General features: G+C 72.4%; 9 protein-coding genes. 4 read left to right on the top strand and 5 right to left on the bottom strand.

What is annotated here, in order from left to right:
* Window positions 1–23: 23 nt before the first annotated feature.
* Complete coding sequence (locus tag DPQ23_RS03955) at window positions 24–710, bottom strand: DUF1989 domain-containing protein (RefSeq protein ID WP_112873398.1); 687 nt, start codon at window positions 708–710, stop codon at window positions 24–26.
* 606 nt (window positions 711–1,316) lie between these two features.
* On the opposite strand from DPQ23_RS03955, the gene DPQ23_RS03950 reads away from it, so the two are divergent.
* Complete coding sequence (locus DPQ23_RS03950; protein WP_162630633.1) at window positions 1,317–2,495, top strand: calcium-binding protein; 1,179 nt, start codon at window positions 1,317–1,319, stop codon at window positions 2,493–2,495.
* A 117-nt stretch (window positions 2,496–2,612) separates the two neighbouring features.
* Here DPQ23_RS03950 and rpe read toward each other — a convergent pair whose 3' ends face one another.
* From rpe to DPQ23_RS03925, 4 genes are all read right to left on the bottom strand, one after another.
* Entirely contained in the window at window positions 2,613–3,302 is a 690-nt protein-coding gene (gene rpe / locus DPQ23_RS03945) for a ribulose-phosphate 3-epimerase (protein ID WP_112873396.1), read from the bottom strand.
* Between the two features lie 374 nt (window positions 3,303–3,676).
* Window positions 3,677–4,309, bottom strand: coding sequence for a GNAT family N-acetyltransferase (locus DPQ23_RS03935; protein ID WP_162630632.1), 633 nt, complete (start codon window positions 4,307–4,309; stop codon window positions 3,677–3,679).
* Between the two features lie 153 nt (window positions 4,310–4,462).
* Window positions 4,463–6,094, bottom strand: coding sequence for an acyl-CoA synthetase (locus DPQ23_RS03930; RefSeq protein WP_112873394.1), 1,632 nt, complete (start codon window positions 6,092–6,094; stop codon window positions 4,463–4,465).
* A 125-nt stretch (window positions 6,095–6,219) separates the two neighbouring features.
* Window positions 6,220–7,005 carry a WecB/TagA/CpsF family glycosyltransferase gene (locus DPQ23_RS03925; protein WP_170310756.1) on the bottom strand — a complete coding sequence of 262 codons (786 nt, stop codon included), beginning with the start codon at window positions 7,003–7,005 and terminating at the stop codon, window positions 6,220–6,222.
* Between the two features lie 318 nt (window positions 7,006–7,323).
* Between DPQ23_RS03925 and DPQ23_RS03920 the strand changes: the two genes are divergently transcribed.
* The 3 genes from DPQ23_RS03920 to DPQ23_RS03910 are packed head-to-tail and all read left to right on the top strand — an operon-like array spanning window position 7,324 to window position 19,150.
* The gene (locus DPQ23_RS03920) at window positions 7,324–13,539 is read left to right on the top strand and encodes a type I polyketide synthase (RefSeq protein WP_112873393.1); all 6,216 of its coding nucleotides are present in this window, start codon (window positions 7,324–7,326) and stop codon (window positions 13,537–13,539) included.
* Entirely contained in the window at window positions 13,536–14,504 is a 969-nt protein-coding gene (locus DPQ23_RS03915) for a glycosyltransferase family 2 protein (protein ID WP_112873392.1), read from the top strand. Before DPQ23_RS03920 ends, DPQ23_RS03915 begins: the two co-directional genes overlap by 4 nt.
* The gene (locus tag DPQ23_RS03910; RefSeq protein ID WP_112873391.1) at window positions 14,501–19,150 is read left to right on the top strand and encodes a MupA/Atu3671 family FMN-dependent luciferase-like monooxygenase; all 4,650 of its coding nucleotides are present in this window, start codon (window positions 14,501–14,503) and stop codon (window positions 19,148–19,150) included. The genes DPQ23_RS03915 and DPQ23_RS03910 overlap by 4 nt, the downstream gene beginning before the upstream one ends.
* Window position 19,151 lies beyond the last annotated feature (1 nt).

The raw sequence follows: 19,151 nt of genomic DNA, 5'->3' as shown, positions 1-19,151 counted from the left end.
TCGGGAGGACAGGGGGCCACCATTCAGGCCTCGACCAGCACCTGCAGGCTGGTCGGGCGCCTGTCCGTGCCGTTGATCGGCGACAGGTCCATCGGGCAGCATGACAGGACGACGATCGCGTCCGCCTCGGCCCGCAGGCGCAGGACATCACCGGGCCGCGAGACGGGGGGCAGCCAGTCGATGCCGCCATCGGCGCGGGGCGGCGTGTTCATCCACAGATTGAACGGACAGGGCACCTCGGGCAGACGCTCGCCCAGTGCGGCCATCGCCATCCGCAGGTTGTCGGTGCAGTTGTCGTGATAGCCCCTGTGGCCCAGCGTTTCGTAACGCCGCAGGTCGCAGGCGGCGATCAGCGTGTCATGCACGCCGGGCGAGCTGTCCTCGACAAGCGTCAGAAGCGGCCGCCGGCGGTTGGTGATCAGCGCGTCCCCGCACCGGGGCGACAGGCGGCCAAGCGTCGGGCGCATATGCTCCATCGACAGGAACTCGGTCGTGTCGCCATCGCGAAAGGCCCAGAGGTCGCCGACCTGCTGGCCATGGTGGTTGATGATCCTGAGCGTCCGGCCCGCGCCCAGCCGCAAGGCGCGGCCCTGGCGGGCGGGGATCTCGTGGACCTGTCCTGGCGTCAGGCGGCCGCCGGGCCCGAGGGTTTCGGTTGCGGACGGATTGATGCCGTCGGGACGGGCGGGATCGTGCGGAGACAGGGTCATGCGGTTTCCTTCACGGAAGGCGCCGGAGCGGGCGCGGTCCCGGCCTGATCCAAGGCGTGTTCAGCACCGCCGTCAACGTCCTGCAGGACCGGCCCCCCAGGGTGCGGGCCGTGACGATGGTCGCCGTGGGCGAGGCAGGCAGGTCAACGCCCAGTCCAATGGCCAAGGGCAGGATCTCTCGCCATGCACCCTGATTCGGATCGCAATGGCGGCCTGACCCGGCATTCGGCTGCACCGCCGCCACCGGACCTATGTTCCACCCCGCGGCCGCGCCACCCCGGGTGATTCGGCCTGAAAACACCAGATCGGCGCGGGACTCAACCTGCGTCTTTCCCGGTGCAACCAGAATGTGCGCCTCGGCCTTGCCGTCCTCACGTCAAGCCTGATGGGGGTTGCGGCCCTGTCCAACCGCCACGGGCTTCGGCGCCAACCCGCTCGTTTTCCCCGTATCGGCCGAACGACGCCGAACGTTTGCGAAATATTAACCTTTGCGTTGCCAAAACGCACCAGCGCCGCGATGACGCGCCGCCGGACGGTGGAATGACCAGACAGACAGTCTGGATTCCCCGCCCGGCCGTCCGAATGAGAAAGCTGGAAAGGGACAGAATGCCTACAGATAGTGACGACGTCATCCGCGGTCTTTTAAACGGCGGCGCGATCAATGCGCTGGGTGGGAACGACCACATCCATTGGGGTGAACGCGACGGAAGTGCGACACTGTATGCCGGCGACCTGAACGAATCCTACGATCCGAACCCCTACAACACCGGCAATCCCGGCGGCGACCGGCTTTATCTTTCGGGCACGGTCGGCGCCAATATCCGGTTCGGCACGACCGAAAACGGAACGGTCCTGATGGGCGATCAGGCGCTGAACTTCTTCGGGGTCGAGCGACTGCACGGTACCGAAGGAAACGACACGATTTCAGCGTCCACGGCGCTGATGAACCCGTACCACGGCAATACCCCGGAACACGGCATCTCGATTTACGCGGGCGCTGGCGCCGACTTGATCACCGGCTCCAAGGCCGATGATGTCCTGGACGGCGGGATGGGTCACGACACGATCTTTGCCGGGGACGGACATGACTTCATCCAGTCCAGCACCGGAAACGACCGCATCTACGGCGGCGGCGGGAATGAAAACATCCGCTGGGGCTTGGGCGACGACGTGGCCCCTGGAAACGACACGATCTACGGCGGCAACACGCAGGAAGACAACGGCGACCTGATCAACATCTGGTCAGTGGACGGTGGGCAAGAAGATGGACGCGGCGCGCAGGTGACGTTCATCAATGCGAGGGGCGGATTTGCCACCTCGACCATGGGCGACGTGACCAGCAAGCTAATCTTCCGGGGCTTTGAGAACGGCTGGACGCACCAGGGCCAGGATACGGTCACGGCCGCCAATGCCATCATCGAGGCTGACGGCCGGGGCATCCGCTTCAACACCCGTTGGGGCGACGACGTGATCGTGGGCTCGCAGGGCAACGACACGCTGGAAGGCGGCGAAGGCCGCGACACCATCACCGGCGGCCGTGGCGACGACCTGATCTCGGCGAACGGGGAATACTACAACAGCCAGACGCCGGGGGACGGGGACGCGGACACGCTGATCTTTCATCGGGGGGACGGGCACGACACGGTCCTTGGCTTCGACGTCGGCGTCGATGTCCTGCAACTGGACGGGCGCTGGTATTCGGCACAGGAAACCCACAACGGCACGCTGCTGGACCTGGGCAACGGCGATACGGTGCTGCTGAGCAACGTGTTCGACTTCATCTGACACGCACCGGGGCGCGGCGGCGGGACCATCCCGCACCGCGCCCCGGATGCCATTCTGGACCAAGGCAGGCGGCACAGCCTGCCCCGGACCCGGTCCCGGGCAGGACGGCGCAGCCTGTCAGGCAACCGCCGCCTGCGCCGCCGCGCGGATGGCGCGGATGTTGTCGCCGTAGGGCGCGCTGTTGGACACCGACCCGCCCCGGAACACCGCCGAGCCCGCGACCAGCACGTCCGCCCCGGCCGCGGCCAGTTGCGGCGCGGTTGAGGGGTCCACGCCGCCGTCGATCTCGATGTGCACGGGCCGGTCGCCGATCATCTGCCGCAGCCGGCGGACCTTGGCGGTCATGTCGATGAACCTCTGCCCGCCGAAGCCGGGGTTCACCGTCATCACGCAGATGAGGTCGGCCAGGTCCAGCAGGTGCTCGACGGCGTCCGCAGGCGTGCCGGGGTTCAGCGCCACGCCCGCACGCGCGCCCGTGCCGCGGATCGCCTGCAGGGTGCGGTGGATGTGGGGCCCGGCCTCGACATGGGCGGTGATGATGTCGGCGCCCGCCCGCGCGAAGGCCTCGATGTAGGGATCGACCGGCGCGATCATCAGATGCACGTCCATGACCGTGGTGACGTGCTTGCGGAAGGCCGCGACCGCGGGCGGGCCGAAGGTGATGTTGGGGACGAAATGCCCGTCCATCACGTCCACATGCACCCAGTCGGCGCCCTGATCCTCGACCGCCCGGATCTCGCGACCGAAATCGGCGAAGTCGGCCGACAGGATCGAAGGCGCGATCTTGATCTTGCGGTCAAAGCTCATGGGGGTCGTCCTTCCTGCCGCTGCCGTCCCGCCCCGGCCCCTGGGGGCGGGGGGCGATGTCCGCGTCGGTGATAGTGCACGGCGCGTGCGCCGTCACGGGGCGATCCTGCGTGAACAGCCGGTTCGCCTGCCGCAGGCGTGCCCCATCCGGGCACGGTGCGGAGGGAGGGTCGGTGGCCCCGTGCGTCCGGCAACGGCCGCCCGGCATGAGACGGGTTCGCCATCACCGCATCGAAACGCCCGGCGCCGCCCTGCCCTTGCCAGGCGCGCCAACCGCTGCCCGCAGGCCGACCAGGCCCCCCTACACCGGGCAGGTGCCGCTTTGCGCGCCCGCCCAAACAGCGCGCCTGCCCTGATGACAGGCGCGGTCGCGCTCAGGCGGTGCGGATGCGGGGCCGGGCGAACGCGGCGCGCAGCATCGCGGGCCGGGCCATGGCGCGGGCGACGGCGGCGCGGCCCGCCCGCAACATCGCGGCGCTCAGGCTTTGCACAAGGCTCGCCTCGTCCAGGGCGATCGCCGCCGGCAGGCGGCTCAGGTCCGGCGGCGGCACGGCCACGGTCGCGCCCACCTCGGGGCCGGACCGCACGATGGGGGCACCGGCGTGGCGCGCCACGGCGATCATCGCAAGGTTGTCGCCCGCCATCGTCAGGTCGATCTCGGGCGCGCCCAGCAGGCTTGCGCGACGACGCGCGCGGGCGATCAGCTCGGTCCCCAGTCCCTGGCCCGCCTGGGCGGGATCGACCGACAGCGCCACCTGGGCATGGCCCGGCGGCTCGGGGTCGATGAACAGTTCGAACGCCCCGATCAGCTTGCCGTCCAGAAAGCAGCCCTCGACATGGCCGGTGTCCAGCGCCCGTGCGGCGTGCTCTTCCAGTGCCCCATCGCTCATCGTGCCGCAGAAACGCCAGCGGCGGCCCTGCGGGGTCAATGCCTTGAGATGCGCGGCATAGCGGTCGGCGTCCCACGGAAAGAGACGGCGATAATAGGCGCGGGTCGTGCCCGGCATGATGCGATCCTCGTCAAAACGCATCCTCCCTGCGGCAGAAAATAGGCCGGGCGCGCGACAGAACAATGACTGACGCGGCGTCATCGCCCCCACGGTTGCGTGACCTGCCCAGGCCGCGGGCAAATGCCCAGCGCGCGGCCGGACCGCGCCTTCTCAGTCGATCTCGCGCGCCATGCCGCGCAGCACGAACTTCTGGATCTTGCCGGTGCCGGTCTTGGGCAGTTCGCCGAAGACGACCCGGCGGGGCGTCTTGAAATGGGCCATGTGATCGCGGGCGAATCCGATCAGCTCGTCGGCGGTGGCCTGCGCGCCCGGCTTCAGCTCGACGAAGGCGCAGGGCGTCTCGCCCCATTTCTCGTCCGGCTTGGCCACCACCGCGGCCAGAAGGACGGCGGGGTGGCGGTACAGGACCTCCTCGACCTCGATGGACGAGATGTTCTCGCCGCCCGAGATGATGATGTCCTTGGACCGGTCCTTCAGCTCGACATAACCGTCGGGATGCACCACGCCCAGATCGCCCGAGGCGAACCAGCCGCCCCTGAACGCCTTTTCGGTGGTGGTCGGGTTCTTCAGATAGCCCTTCATCACGTTGTTGCCGCGCATGAAGATCTCGCCGATCGTCTCGCCGTCCGGGGGCACGGGAACCAGCGTGTCGGGATCGGCCACCATCAGCCCCTGCAAGGCGATGTTGGGCACGCCCTGCCGGGCCTTGAACGCCGCGCGCTCGGCCGGCGGGCGGTCGTTCCACTCGGACTGCCATTCCGACACGACCGAGGGGCCGTAGGTTTCCGTCAGGCCATAGACATGCGTGACCTCGATCCCCATCGCCTCCATCGCGGCGATGACAGAGGCCGGGGGCGCGGCGCCCGCGGTCATCACCCGCACCGTATGGTCGAAGTCCTTGAGATGGTCGGGCGCGTTCGCCAGCATCGACAGCACGATGGGCGCGCCGCAGAAGTGGCTGACCTTCTCGTTGCGGATCTGGTGGAAGATGGCGTCGGCGCGCACATGGCGCAGGCAGACGGCGACGCCCGCGTTGGCCGCGATGGTCCACGGAAAGCACCAGCCGTTGCAGTGAAACATCGGCAGCGTCCACAGATACCGCGCATGCTGCGGCATTCCCCAGGTGACGATGTTGGACAGCGCGTTCAGCGCGGCGCCCCGGTGGTGATAGACCACGCCCTTGGGATCGCCCGTCGTGCCCGAGGTATAGTTCAGCGCGATGGCGTCCCATTCGTCATCCGGCATCACGCCGCCAAAGGCGGGGTCGCCCTCGGCCAGCAGGTCGTCATAGCTCAGCGCGCCCACCGGCCCGCCCCCCGCAAAGCTGGGGTCCAGGATGTCCACGACCAGCAGGCCGGGGATGGCGGCGATCTGCACGGCCTCGGCCGCGACGCCGCTGAACTCGGGGTCGACCAGCAGGGCCCGCGCCTCGCCGTGGCGCAGGATGAAGGCGACCGCCTCGGCGTCCAGCCGGGTGTTGATGGCGTTCAGCACCGCACCGGCCATCGGCACGCCGAAGTGCGATTCAAAGGTTTCCGGGATGTTCGAGGCCAGCACCGCGACCGTCTGGCCGCGACCGATGCCGCGCCGCACCAGGGCGCTGGCCAGCCGCCGGCAGCGGTCGTGCGTCTCGGCCCAGGTCCGGCGCAGCGCGCCATGCACGACCGCGGTGCGCCCGGGCCAGATCGCGGCGGTGCGTTCCAGATATGTCAGCGGGGTCAGCGCGACATGGTTGGCGGCGCAGCGGTCAAGCCCCTGATCGTAGATGCCCTGTTGCGTCATGGCGCCCCCCCTCCTGCTGGCCCGTCGCGCGCCAGAGTTCCATAACTCGGCCGTGGGGGGAATATGCCCCGCCTTGCGCGGCGCACATCGCAGCCATGTGCGCGCCGGCGCGTGCCGGACCCCTGTCAGGGCCGCGTCTGGCCTGCGCCGTCCGTGCGCCGCAGCCGCCAGGCGCGCCGCACCTCGGCCGGCAGCAGCGCAAACCCGCGGCCATAGCGGCGCGCCAGGCGCCGCGGGTCCGACAGCATGCGCCACAGCCATTCCGCCTTGACCAGCCGCACCGCCTGCGGCGCGCGCCGCTGCGTGCCCGCCAGGAAATCCAGACCGGCCCCGACCGAGGCGAAGCCGCAGCCCGGCACCTGCTGCCGGCCCCGCGCGGCCAGCCGTTCCTGCCGCGGGGCGCCCAGCGCCAGGAACGCAAGGCCCGCGCCGGACGCGGCCAGGCGGTCCAGCACCGCCCCCGCCTCGGCGCCCTCGGGGTCGAAGGGAAAGCCGGGCGACAGCGTCAGCGCCACCCGCAGCCCCGGCACGGCGGCGCGCAGCGCGTCGGCCGCCCGGTCCAGCGCGGCGGGGGTCGATCCGATCAGCGCGACCGCAACGCCCGCCGCCGCGGCCGCGCGGGCCAGCGGCACCACCAGGTCCGATCCGGGCGCCAGCGCCACCGGCTGCCTGGCCAGACGCGACAGCCACACGATCGGGTTGCCGTCCGCCACGACGAAATCCTGTGCCGCATAGGCGGCGCGGAAGGCCGGGTCGCGCCGCAACTGGTCCAGGTGATCGACGTTGATCGTGGCAACGGCGAACCCCTGCCCCGCCTCCAGCCGCCCGGCCACCTGCGCCAGCAGCGCACCTTGGTCCGCGCAGTTCACCGTCACCGCCGTGCCATCGTCATACTGGAACCGCACGCCCATCCCCCTCTTGCCTCAAGGCCACCGCATCGCGGCGCCGCCTGTCGTCCCGCGCGCCCGCGCGCTCCTTGCGTCCGGGGCTGCGCCCGACCCCGCGCCACGCTAGTCGCGCCGGGTGTCGGACGCGACCGGAAAGCGGTGCCGCCCGACCCCTTGCAACACCCGTCATACGCGACATTGTGCCGCAAGCCACAACCTGCATAACCTGTCCAAAGGGACAGGTTGGTCAACTGGGGCGAGACTTGGCCCGCGCGTTGCGCTAACTTTTCGTCGTTATCAGATCATTGGCGGCCTTGCGCCGAATCAGAAAGTTGCCAGATCATGCAAGATCGCACGGTTTGCGCCACCGATGTGGCCATCATCGGAATGGCGCTTCAGGTGCCCGGCGCGCAGTCCCTGCCGCAGTTCTGGGCCAACCTGTGCGACGGAATCGAATCCATTCGCCCGATGCCGCGCGAAACCCTGATCGCGCGGGGCGAGCCTGCGGCCCGTCTGGCCGACCCCCATTATGTTCCCGTCGCGGCCGAGCTGGAGGAGTTCGACGGCTTCGACGCCGAGTTCTTCGGCCTGAACCCCAAGGAAGCCGCCATCATGGACCCGCAGCACCGCAAGCTGCTGGAAACCTGCTGGCACGCGCTTGAGGACGCGGGCATCGACCCCGCCCGCTTTGCGGGGCCGGTGGGCGTCTTTGCGGGCTGCGGGCAGGGCAGCTATTACTGGCAGCACGTGCTGTCGAACCGCGATCTGGTCGAGGGCGTGGGGCATTTCCTGCTGCGCCACACCGGCAACGACAAGGATTTCCTGGCCACGCGGGTCAGCCACATCCTGAACCTGACCGGACCCAGCGTGAACGTGCAGACCGCCTGTTCGACGTCGCTGGTGGCGGTGCACCAGGCCTGCAACGCCCTGCTGGGGGGCGAATGCGACCTGGCGCTGGCCGGCGGCGTCACGATCGAGATGCCGCACGGCGTCGGCTATCTGTTCCGCGAGAACGAGATCCTGTCGCCCGACGGGCATTGCCATGCCTTTGACCATCGCGCGCAGGGCACCGTCTTCGGCAGCGGCGCGGCGGTCGTGGTGCTGCGGCGGCTGTCGGACGCGCTGGCCGCGGGCGACGCCATCCACGCGGTGATCCGCGGCACGGCGATCAACAACGACGGCTCGGCCAAGGCGGGCTATCTGGCGCCCAGCGTGGGCGGCCAGTCCCGCGCCATCGCCGAGGCGCTGGCGGTCGCGGACTGCGACCCCGACACCGTGGGCTATGTCGAATGCCACGGCACCGGGACCGCGCTGGGCGATCCGATCGAGGTCGCGGCCCTGACCGCGGCATTCCAGATGGCGGGCGGCAGCGAGGGGCGGCGCGCGCCGTGCCTGCTGGGCTCGGTCAAGACCAACATCGGCCACACGGACACCGCTGCCGGGACCGCCGGGCTGATCAAGGCCGCGCTGGCGGTGGAACAGGGCGTGATCCCGCCCAGCCTGGGGTTCGAGCGTGCGAACCCCGCCATCGACTTTGCTGCCTCGCCGTTCCGGGTGGCGGACCGGCGCATCGACTGGCCTGACCTGGGCGCGCCGCGCCGCGCGGGGGTGAACTCGCTGGGCGTGGGCGGCACCAACGCCCATGTGGTGATCGAGGAACCGCCGCCCGCGCCCGCCGCCGCGCAGGCCGTCTGGCCCTGGCATCCGCTGGTCGTGTCGGGGCGCAGCAAGGCGGCGCTCGACGCGAACGCCGCGGCCCTGGCCGACTGGCTGGAGGCCCATCCCGACGCGGACATCGCCGACGTGGCGCATACGCTGGCCGGGCGGCATGTCTTCGACCGTCGCCGCGTGCTGGTCGCCGGAACCGCGGCCGAGGCGGCGGCGCTGCTGCGTGCGCCCGACCCTCGGCAGGTCTTCGACCACCGCCCGCTGGGCGAGCCGCCGCGCGTCGTCTTCATGCTGCCCGGCGGCGGCGCGCAGCACGCCGGCATGGCGCGCGACCTCTACGCCACCGAACCCGTGTTCCGCGACTGGATGGACCGGGGTCTGGCGCATCTGCAGACGCTGACCGGCACCGACGCCCGCGCCCTGTGGCTGCCGCAACCGGGCGACGAGGCCGCGGCCGACCTGGCGCTGCGCCAGCCCTCGGTGCAGTTGCCGCTGCTGATGATCGTGGAATACGCGCTGGCGCAGACGCTGATCGGCTGGGGCGTGCGCCCGGACGCGCTGATCGGCCATTCCATGGGCGAGAACACCGCCGCCTGCCTTGCGGGCGTGATGCGGTTTCAGGACTGCATCGGCCTCGTGCACCTGCGCGGCACGCTGTTTGACGAGGTGCCGCCCGGCGGCATGCTCAGCGTGCCCCTGCCGCCCGAGGCGTTCGCCGACGCCCTGGGCCCCGACCTGGACCTGGCGGCGCTGAACGGCCCCGGCCTCAGCGTCGTCAGCGGGCCGCGGGCGGCGCTGGACGCCTTTGCCGCGCGCATGGCCGCGCGCGAGGTCGAGGTGCAGGACATCCCCATTTCCATCGCCGCGCATTCGCGGATGCTGGACGGCATCCTGGACCGCTTTGGCGCGTATCTGCGCTCGATCCCGCTGTCCGCCCCGCAGATCGACATCATCTCGAACCGGACCGGGCAGCCGTTGACGGCGGCCGAGGCCACCGATCCCGACTATTGGGTCGCCCATCTGCGCGGCACCGTGCGGTTCGGGGACGGCATCGCGCATCTCGCCGCCCCCGACACGCTGTTCGTCGAGGTGGGGCCGGGCCGCGCGACCAGCGCCATGGCCAAGATCAACCCCGCCGTCGCCGCCCATCAGGTCGTCTCGGTCCTGCGCCACGTCCAGCACGACACGCCCGACGACCGCTATCTGCTGGGCGCGCTGGCGCGCATCGGGGCGGCGGGCGTGGCGGTGGACTGGTCGGACCTGTGGGGCGGGGCCCGGCGCAGGCGTCTGCGCCTGCCGGAATACCGGTTCCAGCGCCGCCGCTATTTCATCGAGGCCGAGGCGCCGACCGCCGCGCCCGCCGACATGGCGCCCGAGCGGATCGAGGACATGGCCGCCTGGGGCTGGCGTCCCGGCTGGCAGCTGTCGGCCCCGGCGATCGAGTTCGACGCGACCGGCGCGCCACTGTTCGCCGCGACCCAGACCTGGCTGATCCTGTCGGATGCCGGCGGCCTGGGCGAACGCGTCGCCGCCGCCCTGGCCGCCGCCGGGCAGCGCGTCGCCGCGGTCCGCCCCGGCGACCGCTTTGCCGAGACCGCGCCGGGCCGCTGGGTGATGCCGCCCGAAAGCGACCGCGACGGCTTTGGCCTGATGTTCGCCGCGCTCGAGGCGGCGGACCTGCGCCCCGACCACATCCTGCATCTGGGCACGCTGGACGGCGGCGCGCGGGCCGGGCTTACGGAACTGGACGCGATGCTGGACCGGGGCTTCTACAGCCTGCTGCATCTGGCGCAGGGGATCGAATCGGAACTGCCCGACCATCCGCTGACCCTGACGGTCGTCACCGATGGCGCCCTGCGCGTGGCGGGCGAGCCTGCGCCCGCGCCCGAGCTGGCGACCGTCGCAGGCCCCCTGGCCGTGCTGCCGCGCGAACTGGCCTCGGTGCGCACGCGCTGGATCGACATCCGCCGCGACGCCGAGACGCCCGCGCGGCTGGTCGAGGACCTGGCCCACCCGCCCGAGGGGCCAGCCCTGGAAACCGTGGCCCTGCGCGGCGCACGGCGCTGGCGCCAGACGCTGCGGCCGGTGGCGCTGCCGCCGGCCGCGCCCGCCCTGCCCGACCGGCCGGTGGTGCTGATCACCGGCGGCTTTGGCGGCATCGGGCAGGCGCTGGCACGGGGGCTGGCGGACCGCGGCGCGCGGCTGATCCTGACCACCCGCGGCGCGGTTGCGGGCGACAGCCCGGCCGCCCGCCGCATCGCCGCGATGACGGCGGCGCTGGGACCGGACGCACTGGCCTTCAGCGCCGATCCGACCGACCCCACCGCCCTGCGCGCGGCCGCGGCCGAGGCGCGGCGGCGACACGGGCGGCTTGACCTTGTGATCCACGCCGCCGGCACGGTGGACGACGCGCTGATCGCCGCCAAGACCGACGCGGCGGCCGCCGACGTGCTGGCGCCAAAGCTGTATGGCGCCCGCGCGCTGATGGCGGCGCTGGCCGATGCCCCGCCGGCGATGACGGTGCTGTTCAGCTCGTCCTCGACCGCGATCGCGGCGGCGGGGCAGGCCGACTATGTCGCCGCGAACGCCTGGCTGGATGCGCTGGCCGCCGCGCAGCCGCCCGCGCTGGGGCGCACGGTGGCGCTGAACTGGGGCGTCTGGGCCGACACCGGCATGGCCGCCCGCGCGCTGGGACTGGCGGCCGTCACCGGCACCGCGACCGACGCCGCGCTGCTGGCCACGGCCGGGCCCACCGGCGCGGTGGCAGAGCTCGCCTCGACGCACTGGCTGGTGGACGGGCACCGCACCGCGCAGGGACAGGCGCTGCTGCCGGGCACCGGCATCTTGGAACTGATGCTCGAGACGCTGGCTGCCGCGGGCCATCCCGCGCCGGTGGCCTTGGCGGACGTGCGCTTTCTGCGGCCCGCGGCGGTGGCTGACGGCGGCGGCACCCGGCTGACCATCCGCGTCGAACCCGATGGGCTGATCACGGTGGACGACGGCGCGGGCGACGGCCCGAACGCCAGCGCCCGGCTGGCGCAGGCCCTGCGGCCGGCGCCCGCCGCCGTGCCCGACACCGCGCGCTGGGACGCGGCCGACCCTGCGGGCCTGCCGTCCGCCCAGGAGGGGCAGATGCGGTTCGGCCCGGAATGGCGCGTGCTGCGCGCCCGGCGCATCGACGCGCAGGGGGGCACGGCGCATCTGTCGCTGGACCCTGCGTTCGACACGTCGGGGATGGTGCTGCATCCGGGGCTGTTCGACATCGCCACCGGCTGGGCCATGGCGCTGATCCCCGGCTATGATCCCGCGACCTTGTGGGTGCCCGTCGGCTATGACGCGCTGACCGTCCACCGGCCGCTGGGCCGCGACACCGTCAGCCGGGTCACGCTGGCGCGCGCCGACACGGACGACGCCGCGTTCGACGTGCAGCTGTTCGCGGCCGGGCATCTGGCCGTGGACCTGCGCGGCCTGACGCTGCGGCGCATGGCCCGGGGCCTGCCCGCCGCCGCCCGGCCGCACCGATCGGCCCCCGAGGAACGGCTGCGCCGCGCGGTGGCGCTGGGCATCACCGCCGCCGAGGGGGTGCAGGCCTTCGACCGCGCGCTGGCCGCGGCCCAGCGGGGCGGGCTGGCGCAGATCCACGTCTCGCCGCTGGATCTGCCGGCGCTGGTGGCCCAGGCCGGCCAGCGCGAGGATCGCGCCGCCGCCGGGGGCGCCTTCGAGCGCCCCGACATCGAAGGCGAATTCATCGCCCCCGCGCCCGGCACCCAGTCCGCGCTGGCGGCGATCTGGGCCGAGCTGCTGGGCATCCGCGAGATCGGGGCCACCGACAGCTTCTTTGACCTGGGCGGCCATTCGCTGATCGCGGTGCGGCTGTTCGGCCAGATCCGCAAGCAGCTTGGGGCCGACCTGCCGATCTCGGCGCTGATCGAGGCGCCGACGGTGGCCGAACTGGCCGCGCGCATCGAACAGCAGACCGGCCCGCGCCCCGATGCCGCGCCCGGCGCCCCCGCCGCGGCTGCCGGAAAGGCGGCCCCCGCACGGCGCTTTGTCGTGCCGATGGGGGGGCTTGCGCCCGAACAGGGCGGCGGCACGCCCCTGTTCATGGTCGCGGGCATGTTCGGCAACGTCATGAACCTGCGCCCGCTGGCGCAGCGGCTGGGCACGGCGCGGCAGTTCTATGGCCTTCAGGCGCGGGGTCTGTTCGGGGGCGAGCCGCCGCACGACACCTTTGCCGAGGCCGCGCGCGACTATCTGGACGAGGTCATGCAGATCCAGCCGCATGGGCCGTATCTGCTGGCCGGGTTCTCGGGGGGCGGGCTGATCGCGCTGGAGATGGCGCGCGAGCTGGACCGGCGCGGGGAAAGCGTCGGGCATCTGGTGATGCTGGACACGCCCCTGCCCCTGCGCCCCAGCCTCAGCCGCCGCGACCGGCTGGCGATCCGCTGGGGCGAGATGCGCGAGCAGGGGCCGGCGTTCCTGGGCAACTGGCTGGCGGCCAAGCGGGCGTATCGCGCGGCGCAGGCGGCCCGCGCGACCGCCGAAGGTCCTGACCAGACCAGCTTTCACGACCGCACCATCGAGGCCGCCTTCTATGCCGCGCTGCCCAGGATGGCGCTTGCACGCTGGGACGGGCCGGTGACGCTGTTCCGCCCGCCGCTGGACCGGCGCTGGCGTGTCGGCGGGGGCCGCTGGGTCACGGAGGCCCGCGAATATCTGTTCGAGGACAATGGCTGGGGGGACTGGATGGCGCGACTGACCGTAACCGAGGTGCCGGGGGACCACGACAGCATGGTGCTGGAACCCAACGTGCGCGTGCTTGCAGCCCGCATGGCCCGCACCCTTGCAGCCGCGGACGCCGCCAGCCGCCTGTCGCAGGCCGCCGAATGACGACGCTGCACACGATCATCCTGAACTGGCGTTCGGCGGACATGACGCTGGACGCAGCGACCGCGGCCGTGACGGCGATGCAGGGCATCGACGGCGCCATCACCATCGTGGACAACGACTCGGGCGACGGCAGCCTGGAACGGATGACCGCGGGCGTGGCCGCGCGCGCAGGCCAGCCCGGCTGGGACCGGGTGGCGGTGGTGCCCAGCGGCCGAAACGGGGGGTTCGGGGCGGGCAACAACTTTGCCATCCGCCGCGGCCTGCCGGGCGGCGGCGGGCGGCCGGACCTGACCTATCTGCTGAACTCGGACGCGATGCCGCGGGCGGACGCGATCCGGGCGCTGATCGACCACCTCGACCGCCACCCCCGGGCCGGGATCGCCTGCTCGCGCCTGCAGGGGCCGGACGGCGTGCCGCATTCAAGCGCGTTCCGCTTTCCCTCGGCGGCGGGCGAGTTCGAGGCCGCCGCCCGAACGGGGCCCATCTCGCGCCTGTTGCGCCGGGCCGTCGTGGCGATGCCGCAGCCCGAAGGGTCGATGCCCGTGGACTGGTCGGCCGGGGCCAGCATGATGATCCGGCAGGACGTGCTGGACCAAGTCGGCCTGTTCGACGAGACGTTCTTTCTGTATTTCGAGGAAACCGATTTGTGCCGCCGCGCCGCGGCGGCGGGCTGGCAGACGCATTACGTCGCGGAAAGCCTGGTCGTCCACATCGGGTCGGCCAGCACCGGGATGAAGGAATGGTCCCGCGTTCCCGACTACTGGTATGATTCCCGCCGTCATTACTTTTCCAAGCACCACGGCCGGGGCGGCGCCGCCGCGGCCACGGTGGCGCATGTTGCGGGCGGCGCGCTGTGGCGGCTGCGCTGCGCCCTGACGCGGCGTCCGGTGGACGTCCCGCCGGACCACCTGCGCCGGCTTGTCGCCCACGCCATGCGGCCACACCTGAGGAACCGTCCGGAATGACCCCCTTCTCCGCCATCGTCGTCGGCAACGAAAGCCTGCTGCGCCATTGCACCCAGCGCCTGATCGAGCGCGGCCATGCGGTCCGCGCGGTCGTCACCCGCGACCCGGACCTGGCCCGCTGGGCCACCGATGCGGGCCTGACGGTCGAGGATCAGGACGCCCCCGGCGACACCGCGGCGGACTGGCTGTTTTCCATCGCCAACCTGTCGCTGCTGCCGCCCGCCATGCTGGCCCGAGGCACCCGCGGCGCCATCAACTTTCATGACGGGCCGCTGCCCGCGATGGCGGGGCTGAACACCCCGGTCTGGGCGATCCTGCAAGGCCACGCGCGTCACGGCGTCAGCTGGCACCTGATCGCCGGCGGCGTGGACGAGGGCGACCTGCTGGTCACGCGCGACATCGCACTGGACCCCCGCGAAACTGCGTTGACCCTGAACGCCAAGGCCTATGCCGCCGCCGCCGACGGGTTCGAGGACGTGATGGCCATGCTGGAAACGGGCGCGCTGTCGCCCGTGGCGCAGGACCTGACGCAACGTGCCTATTTCGCCCGCGACCGCCGCCCCGACGCGGGCGGGATGCTGGACTGGCGCGCGCCTGCGGCCACGCTGGACGCGCTGGTACGGGGACTGGACCACGGCCCCTATTGGAACCCGCTGGTCGCGCCCTGGGTCGCGCTGCCAGACGGGCGGGCCTTTGTCACCGGCGCACAGCCCGCCGCGGGCGCGGGCGCGCCGGGCGCGGTGCTGGCGGTGGACGACGACGGCGTGACCGTGGCCGCGGGCGAGGGCGCGCTGCGCGTGGCGCTGGACGGCGGGACACACGGGCTTGCGCCCGGCGACCGGCTGCCGGTGGCCGACGATGCCGCGCGGGCCGCTCTGACCGATGTGGCGGCGCGGGCCGCGCGCCATGACGGCTGGTGGCGGGCGCGGCTGGACCGGTTGGTTCCGGCGGCCTGGCACGGCGCGGCGGGCGACGGCGGCGATCCCCTGCCCCTGCCCGACCACCCGCTGACGCTGGCGGCGGCGGTCTGGGCGCTTGCCCGGCTGGACGGGCGCGACCGGATCGACGTGGGGCTTCGTCCCGCCGACCTGCCCGAAGGCCCGTTGGCGGCCGACTGGCTGCCGCTGGGCGTGGACCTGACCTCGGCCCCGACGCTGGGCGCCCTGGCCGATCAGATCGCGGCCGCGCAGGCGGGGATTGCGGCGCACGCGTTTCCGCTGGCCGACCTGACCCGCCGCGCCCCCGAACTGCGCGACCAGGCGCAGCCCCGGCTGGGCGTGGACCTGACCGGACGCGCAACCGGCGCGGACATGGACCTGTGGGTCACGCACGGCCCGGCGGGCTGGCTGCTGCATCCCGGCCGCGTGCCCGCGCAGACGGCGGCGCTGGCCGCCCAGGCGATCACCGCGATCCTGGACCAGGGGGCGGATGCGGCGCTGGCGGGCCGTCCGCTGATGGACGAGGCCACCGCGCGCGCGCTGACCGCGGCCGGCAACGACACGCTGCGCGCGGTGCCCGACGCCACCATCCACGACCTGATCGCCGCGACGCTTGCGCGCGATCCCGACCGCACCGCGCTGGTGTTCCAGGACCGCAGCCTGACCCGCGCCGAACTGGACCGCGCCAGCGCGGCGCTGGCCGTGCGGCTGCAGGCGCTGGGCGTCGGCCCCGACCAGCCGGTCGGGCTGTTCGCCCGCCGCGGGCCGGAACTGGTCATCGGCGCGCTGGCGATCCTGCGCGCGGGCGGCGCCTATCTGCCGCTGGACCCCGACTATCCGGCCGAGCGTCTGGCGCATTACCTGGCCGACAGCGGCGCCGCGCTGGTGCTGGTGCAGCAGGGCCTGGCGGCATCGCTGCCCGCGTCGGACGCGATCCTGATGCCGATCCCGGCCGCGATCCCCGACAGCGCGCCCGCCCCGGCGGCGACCGCGCGGCCCGACAACCTGGCGTATCTGATCTATACCTCGGGGTCGACCGGGCGGCCCAAGGGCGTCATGGTCGAGCATCGCAACGTCGTGAACTTTTTCGCCGGCATCGACGACACGATCCCGGCGGCCGAGGATGACTGCCTGCTGGCGGTGACATCCCTCAGCTTCGACATCTCGGTGCTGGAGATCTTCTGGAGCCTTGCGCGCGGCCTCAAGCTGGTGGTGGCGGGCGAGGATTCGCGGCTGGCCGTGTCGGGCGGCACCCATGGCGGGCAGATGGATTTCAGCCTGTTCTACTGGGGCAACGACGACGGGCCGGGGCCGCAGAAATATCGCCTGCTGCTGGACGGCGCGCGCTTTGCCGACCAGAACGGCTTTGCCGCGGTCTGGACGCCGGAACGGCATTTCCATGCGTTCGGCGGCCCCTATCCGAACCCCGCCGTCAGCGGCGCGGCCGTGGCGGCCGTCACGCGCAACCTCTCGGTCCGGGCGGGCAGTTGCGTGCTTCCGCTGCACCATCCCGCCCGCGTGGCCGAGGACTGGGCGGTGATCGACAACCTGACCGCGGGCCGTGCGGGCCTGGCGGTCGCATCGGGATGGCAGCCCGAGGATTTTGTCCTGCGCCCCGAGAACACGCCCCCCGGCAACAAGGCCGCCCTGACCGAAGGGATCGACCAGCTGCGCCGCCTGTGGCGGGGCGAGCGGGTGGACTTTCCGTCCGCGCGCGGCACGCAGGGCGTCGTGACCCAGCCCCGCCCGGTCCAGCGAGAGCTGCCGCTGTGGCTGACCATCGCCGGCAACCCCGACACCTGGATCGAGGCCGGGCGCTTGGGGATGCACGTGCTGACCCACCTGCTGGGGCAGGACATCGCCACCGTCGCCGCGCGCATCCGCGACTATCACGGCGCGCTGCGCGAGGCGGGGCACGATCCGCGCGACTTCACCGTCACGCTGATGCTGCACAGCTATCTGGCCGACAGCCGCGATCAGGCCCGCGAGATCGCGCGCGGGCCGATGAAATCCTATCTGCGCAGCGCCGCGGGGCTGGTGAAGCAGTTTGCCTGGGACTTTCCCGCGTTCCGCCGCCCGGCCGGCATGACCAACCCCATGGCCGTCGATCTGGGCAGCCTGACCGAGGACGAACTGGACGGCATCCTAGAGTTCGCGTTCCTGCGGTATTTCGACGACTCGGGCCTGTTCGGCACCGTCGAGGACGGCATCGCCCGCGTCGAGCAACTGCGCGCCATCGGCGTGACCGAGGTGGCCTGCCTGATCGACTATGGCATCGCGCCCGACGTGGTGATGGACGGACTGCCGCGCCTGGCTGCGCTGCGGCAGGCCGTGGGGGTCGCCGCGGGTCCGTCGGACGACGACTTCAGCATCGCCGCCCAGATCGTGCGCCACGGGGTCACGCATCTGCAATGCACGCCCAGCATGGCGCGCATCCTGCTGGACGATCCGGTCGCGGCGCGCGCACTGGGGCGGCTGGACTGCCTGATGCTCGGGGGCGAGGCGCTGCCGCCCGCGCTTGTGGCCGGGCTGCGGGCGGTCACGCAGGCGGCAATCTGGAACATGTACGGCCCGACCGAAACGACGATCTGGTCCGCCGTGGGCGAGGTCACGGGCGCCCCGGTGCTGGTTCCCGGCTTTGCCAACACCCAGCTTTACGTCCTGGACACCGAAGGCGCGCCCGTTCCCCCCGGGGCCGAGGGCGAGTTGTGGATCGGCGGCCACGGCGTGACCCGCGGCTATTGGCGGCGCCCCGACCTGACCGACGCGGCCTTTCGCCCCGACCCCTTCGTCGCGCCCGAGGCTGCGGCGCCGGGCGGCGCGCGGATGTATCGCACGGGCGATCTGGTGCGGCGGCGGGCCGACGGGATGCTGGATTACGTCGGTCGCGCCGATCACCAGGTCAAGCTGCGCGGCTTCCGCATCGAACTGGGCGAGATCGAGAGCCGGCTGGCCGCGATCCCCGGCGTGACCGAGGCGGTGGCGATCGTGCGCGAGGACAGTCCCGGCGACCGGCGGCTGGTCGCCTATGTCTGCGGCACGGAGGCCCCGGACGAGGCTGCGATGCGCGCGGCGCTTGCCGCCGACCTGCCCGCCCACATGCTGCCCGGGCGCATCGTGGCGCTGCCGCGGATGCCGCAGACCCCCAACCGCAAGACCGACCGCAAGGCCCTGCCCGCGCCCGAGACGCTGGCTGCGCGCGCGGCCGTCGTGGCGCCGCCGGTCGCGGCCGCCAACGCGCCGGCGGCCCCTGCGGCCGCGCCCGCTGTCGCCGCCCCGCCCGCAAAGCCCGGCGCCGTGGCCGAGGGCGTGCGGCGCATCTGGGCCGAGACGCTGGGCGTGGCGCAGGCGCGGGCATCCGACAATTTCTTTGCATCCGGGGGGCACTCGCTGCTGGCGATCCAGCTGCACCGGACCCTGCGCGACGGGTTGGGGCTGTCACGCCTGGCGGTGACCGACATCTTCCGCTTTCCGGTGCTGGGCGACTTCATCCGGCACGCGGAATCCCTGTCTCCGCGCCCGGCCCCTGCCGCCCTGGCCCCCGCGGCGGGCGTCGCCATGCCCCCCGCGGCCTCAGGCCAGCCTGCCGCGCCGCAGGCCCAGGCGCCCCAGCCTGCGCCGCAGCACTCCCCCGCCGCGGCCGAGGGGGACAGCGACCCCATGGCCCGCAGGCGTGCGTTGCGAGAGCAGTTCCGGCGCGGGCTGTAGG

It is taken from the genome of Paracoccus endophyticus, assembly GCF_003286075.1.
GTDB lineage: Bacteria > Pseudomonadota > Alphaproteobacteria > Rhodobacterales > Rhodobacteraceae > Paracoccus > Paracoccus endophyticus.
The sequence above is the reverse complement of the archived record's forward strand: the minus strand, read 5'-3'. Positions and strand labels throughout refer to the sequence as shown.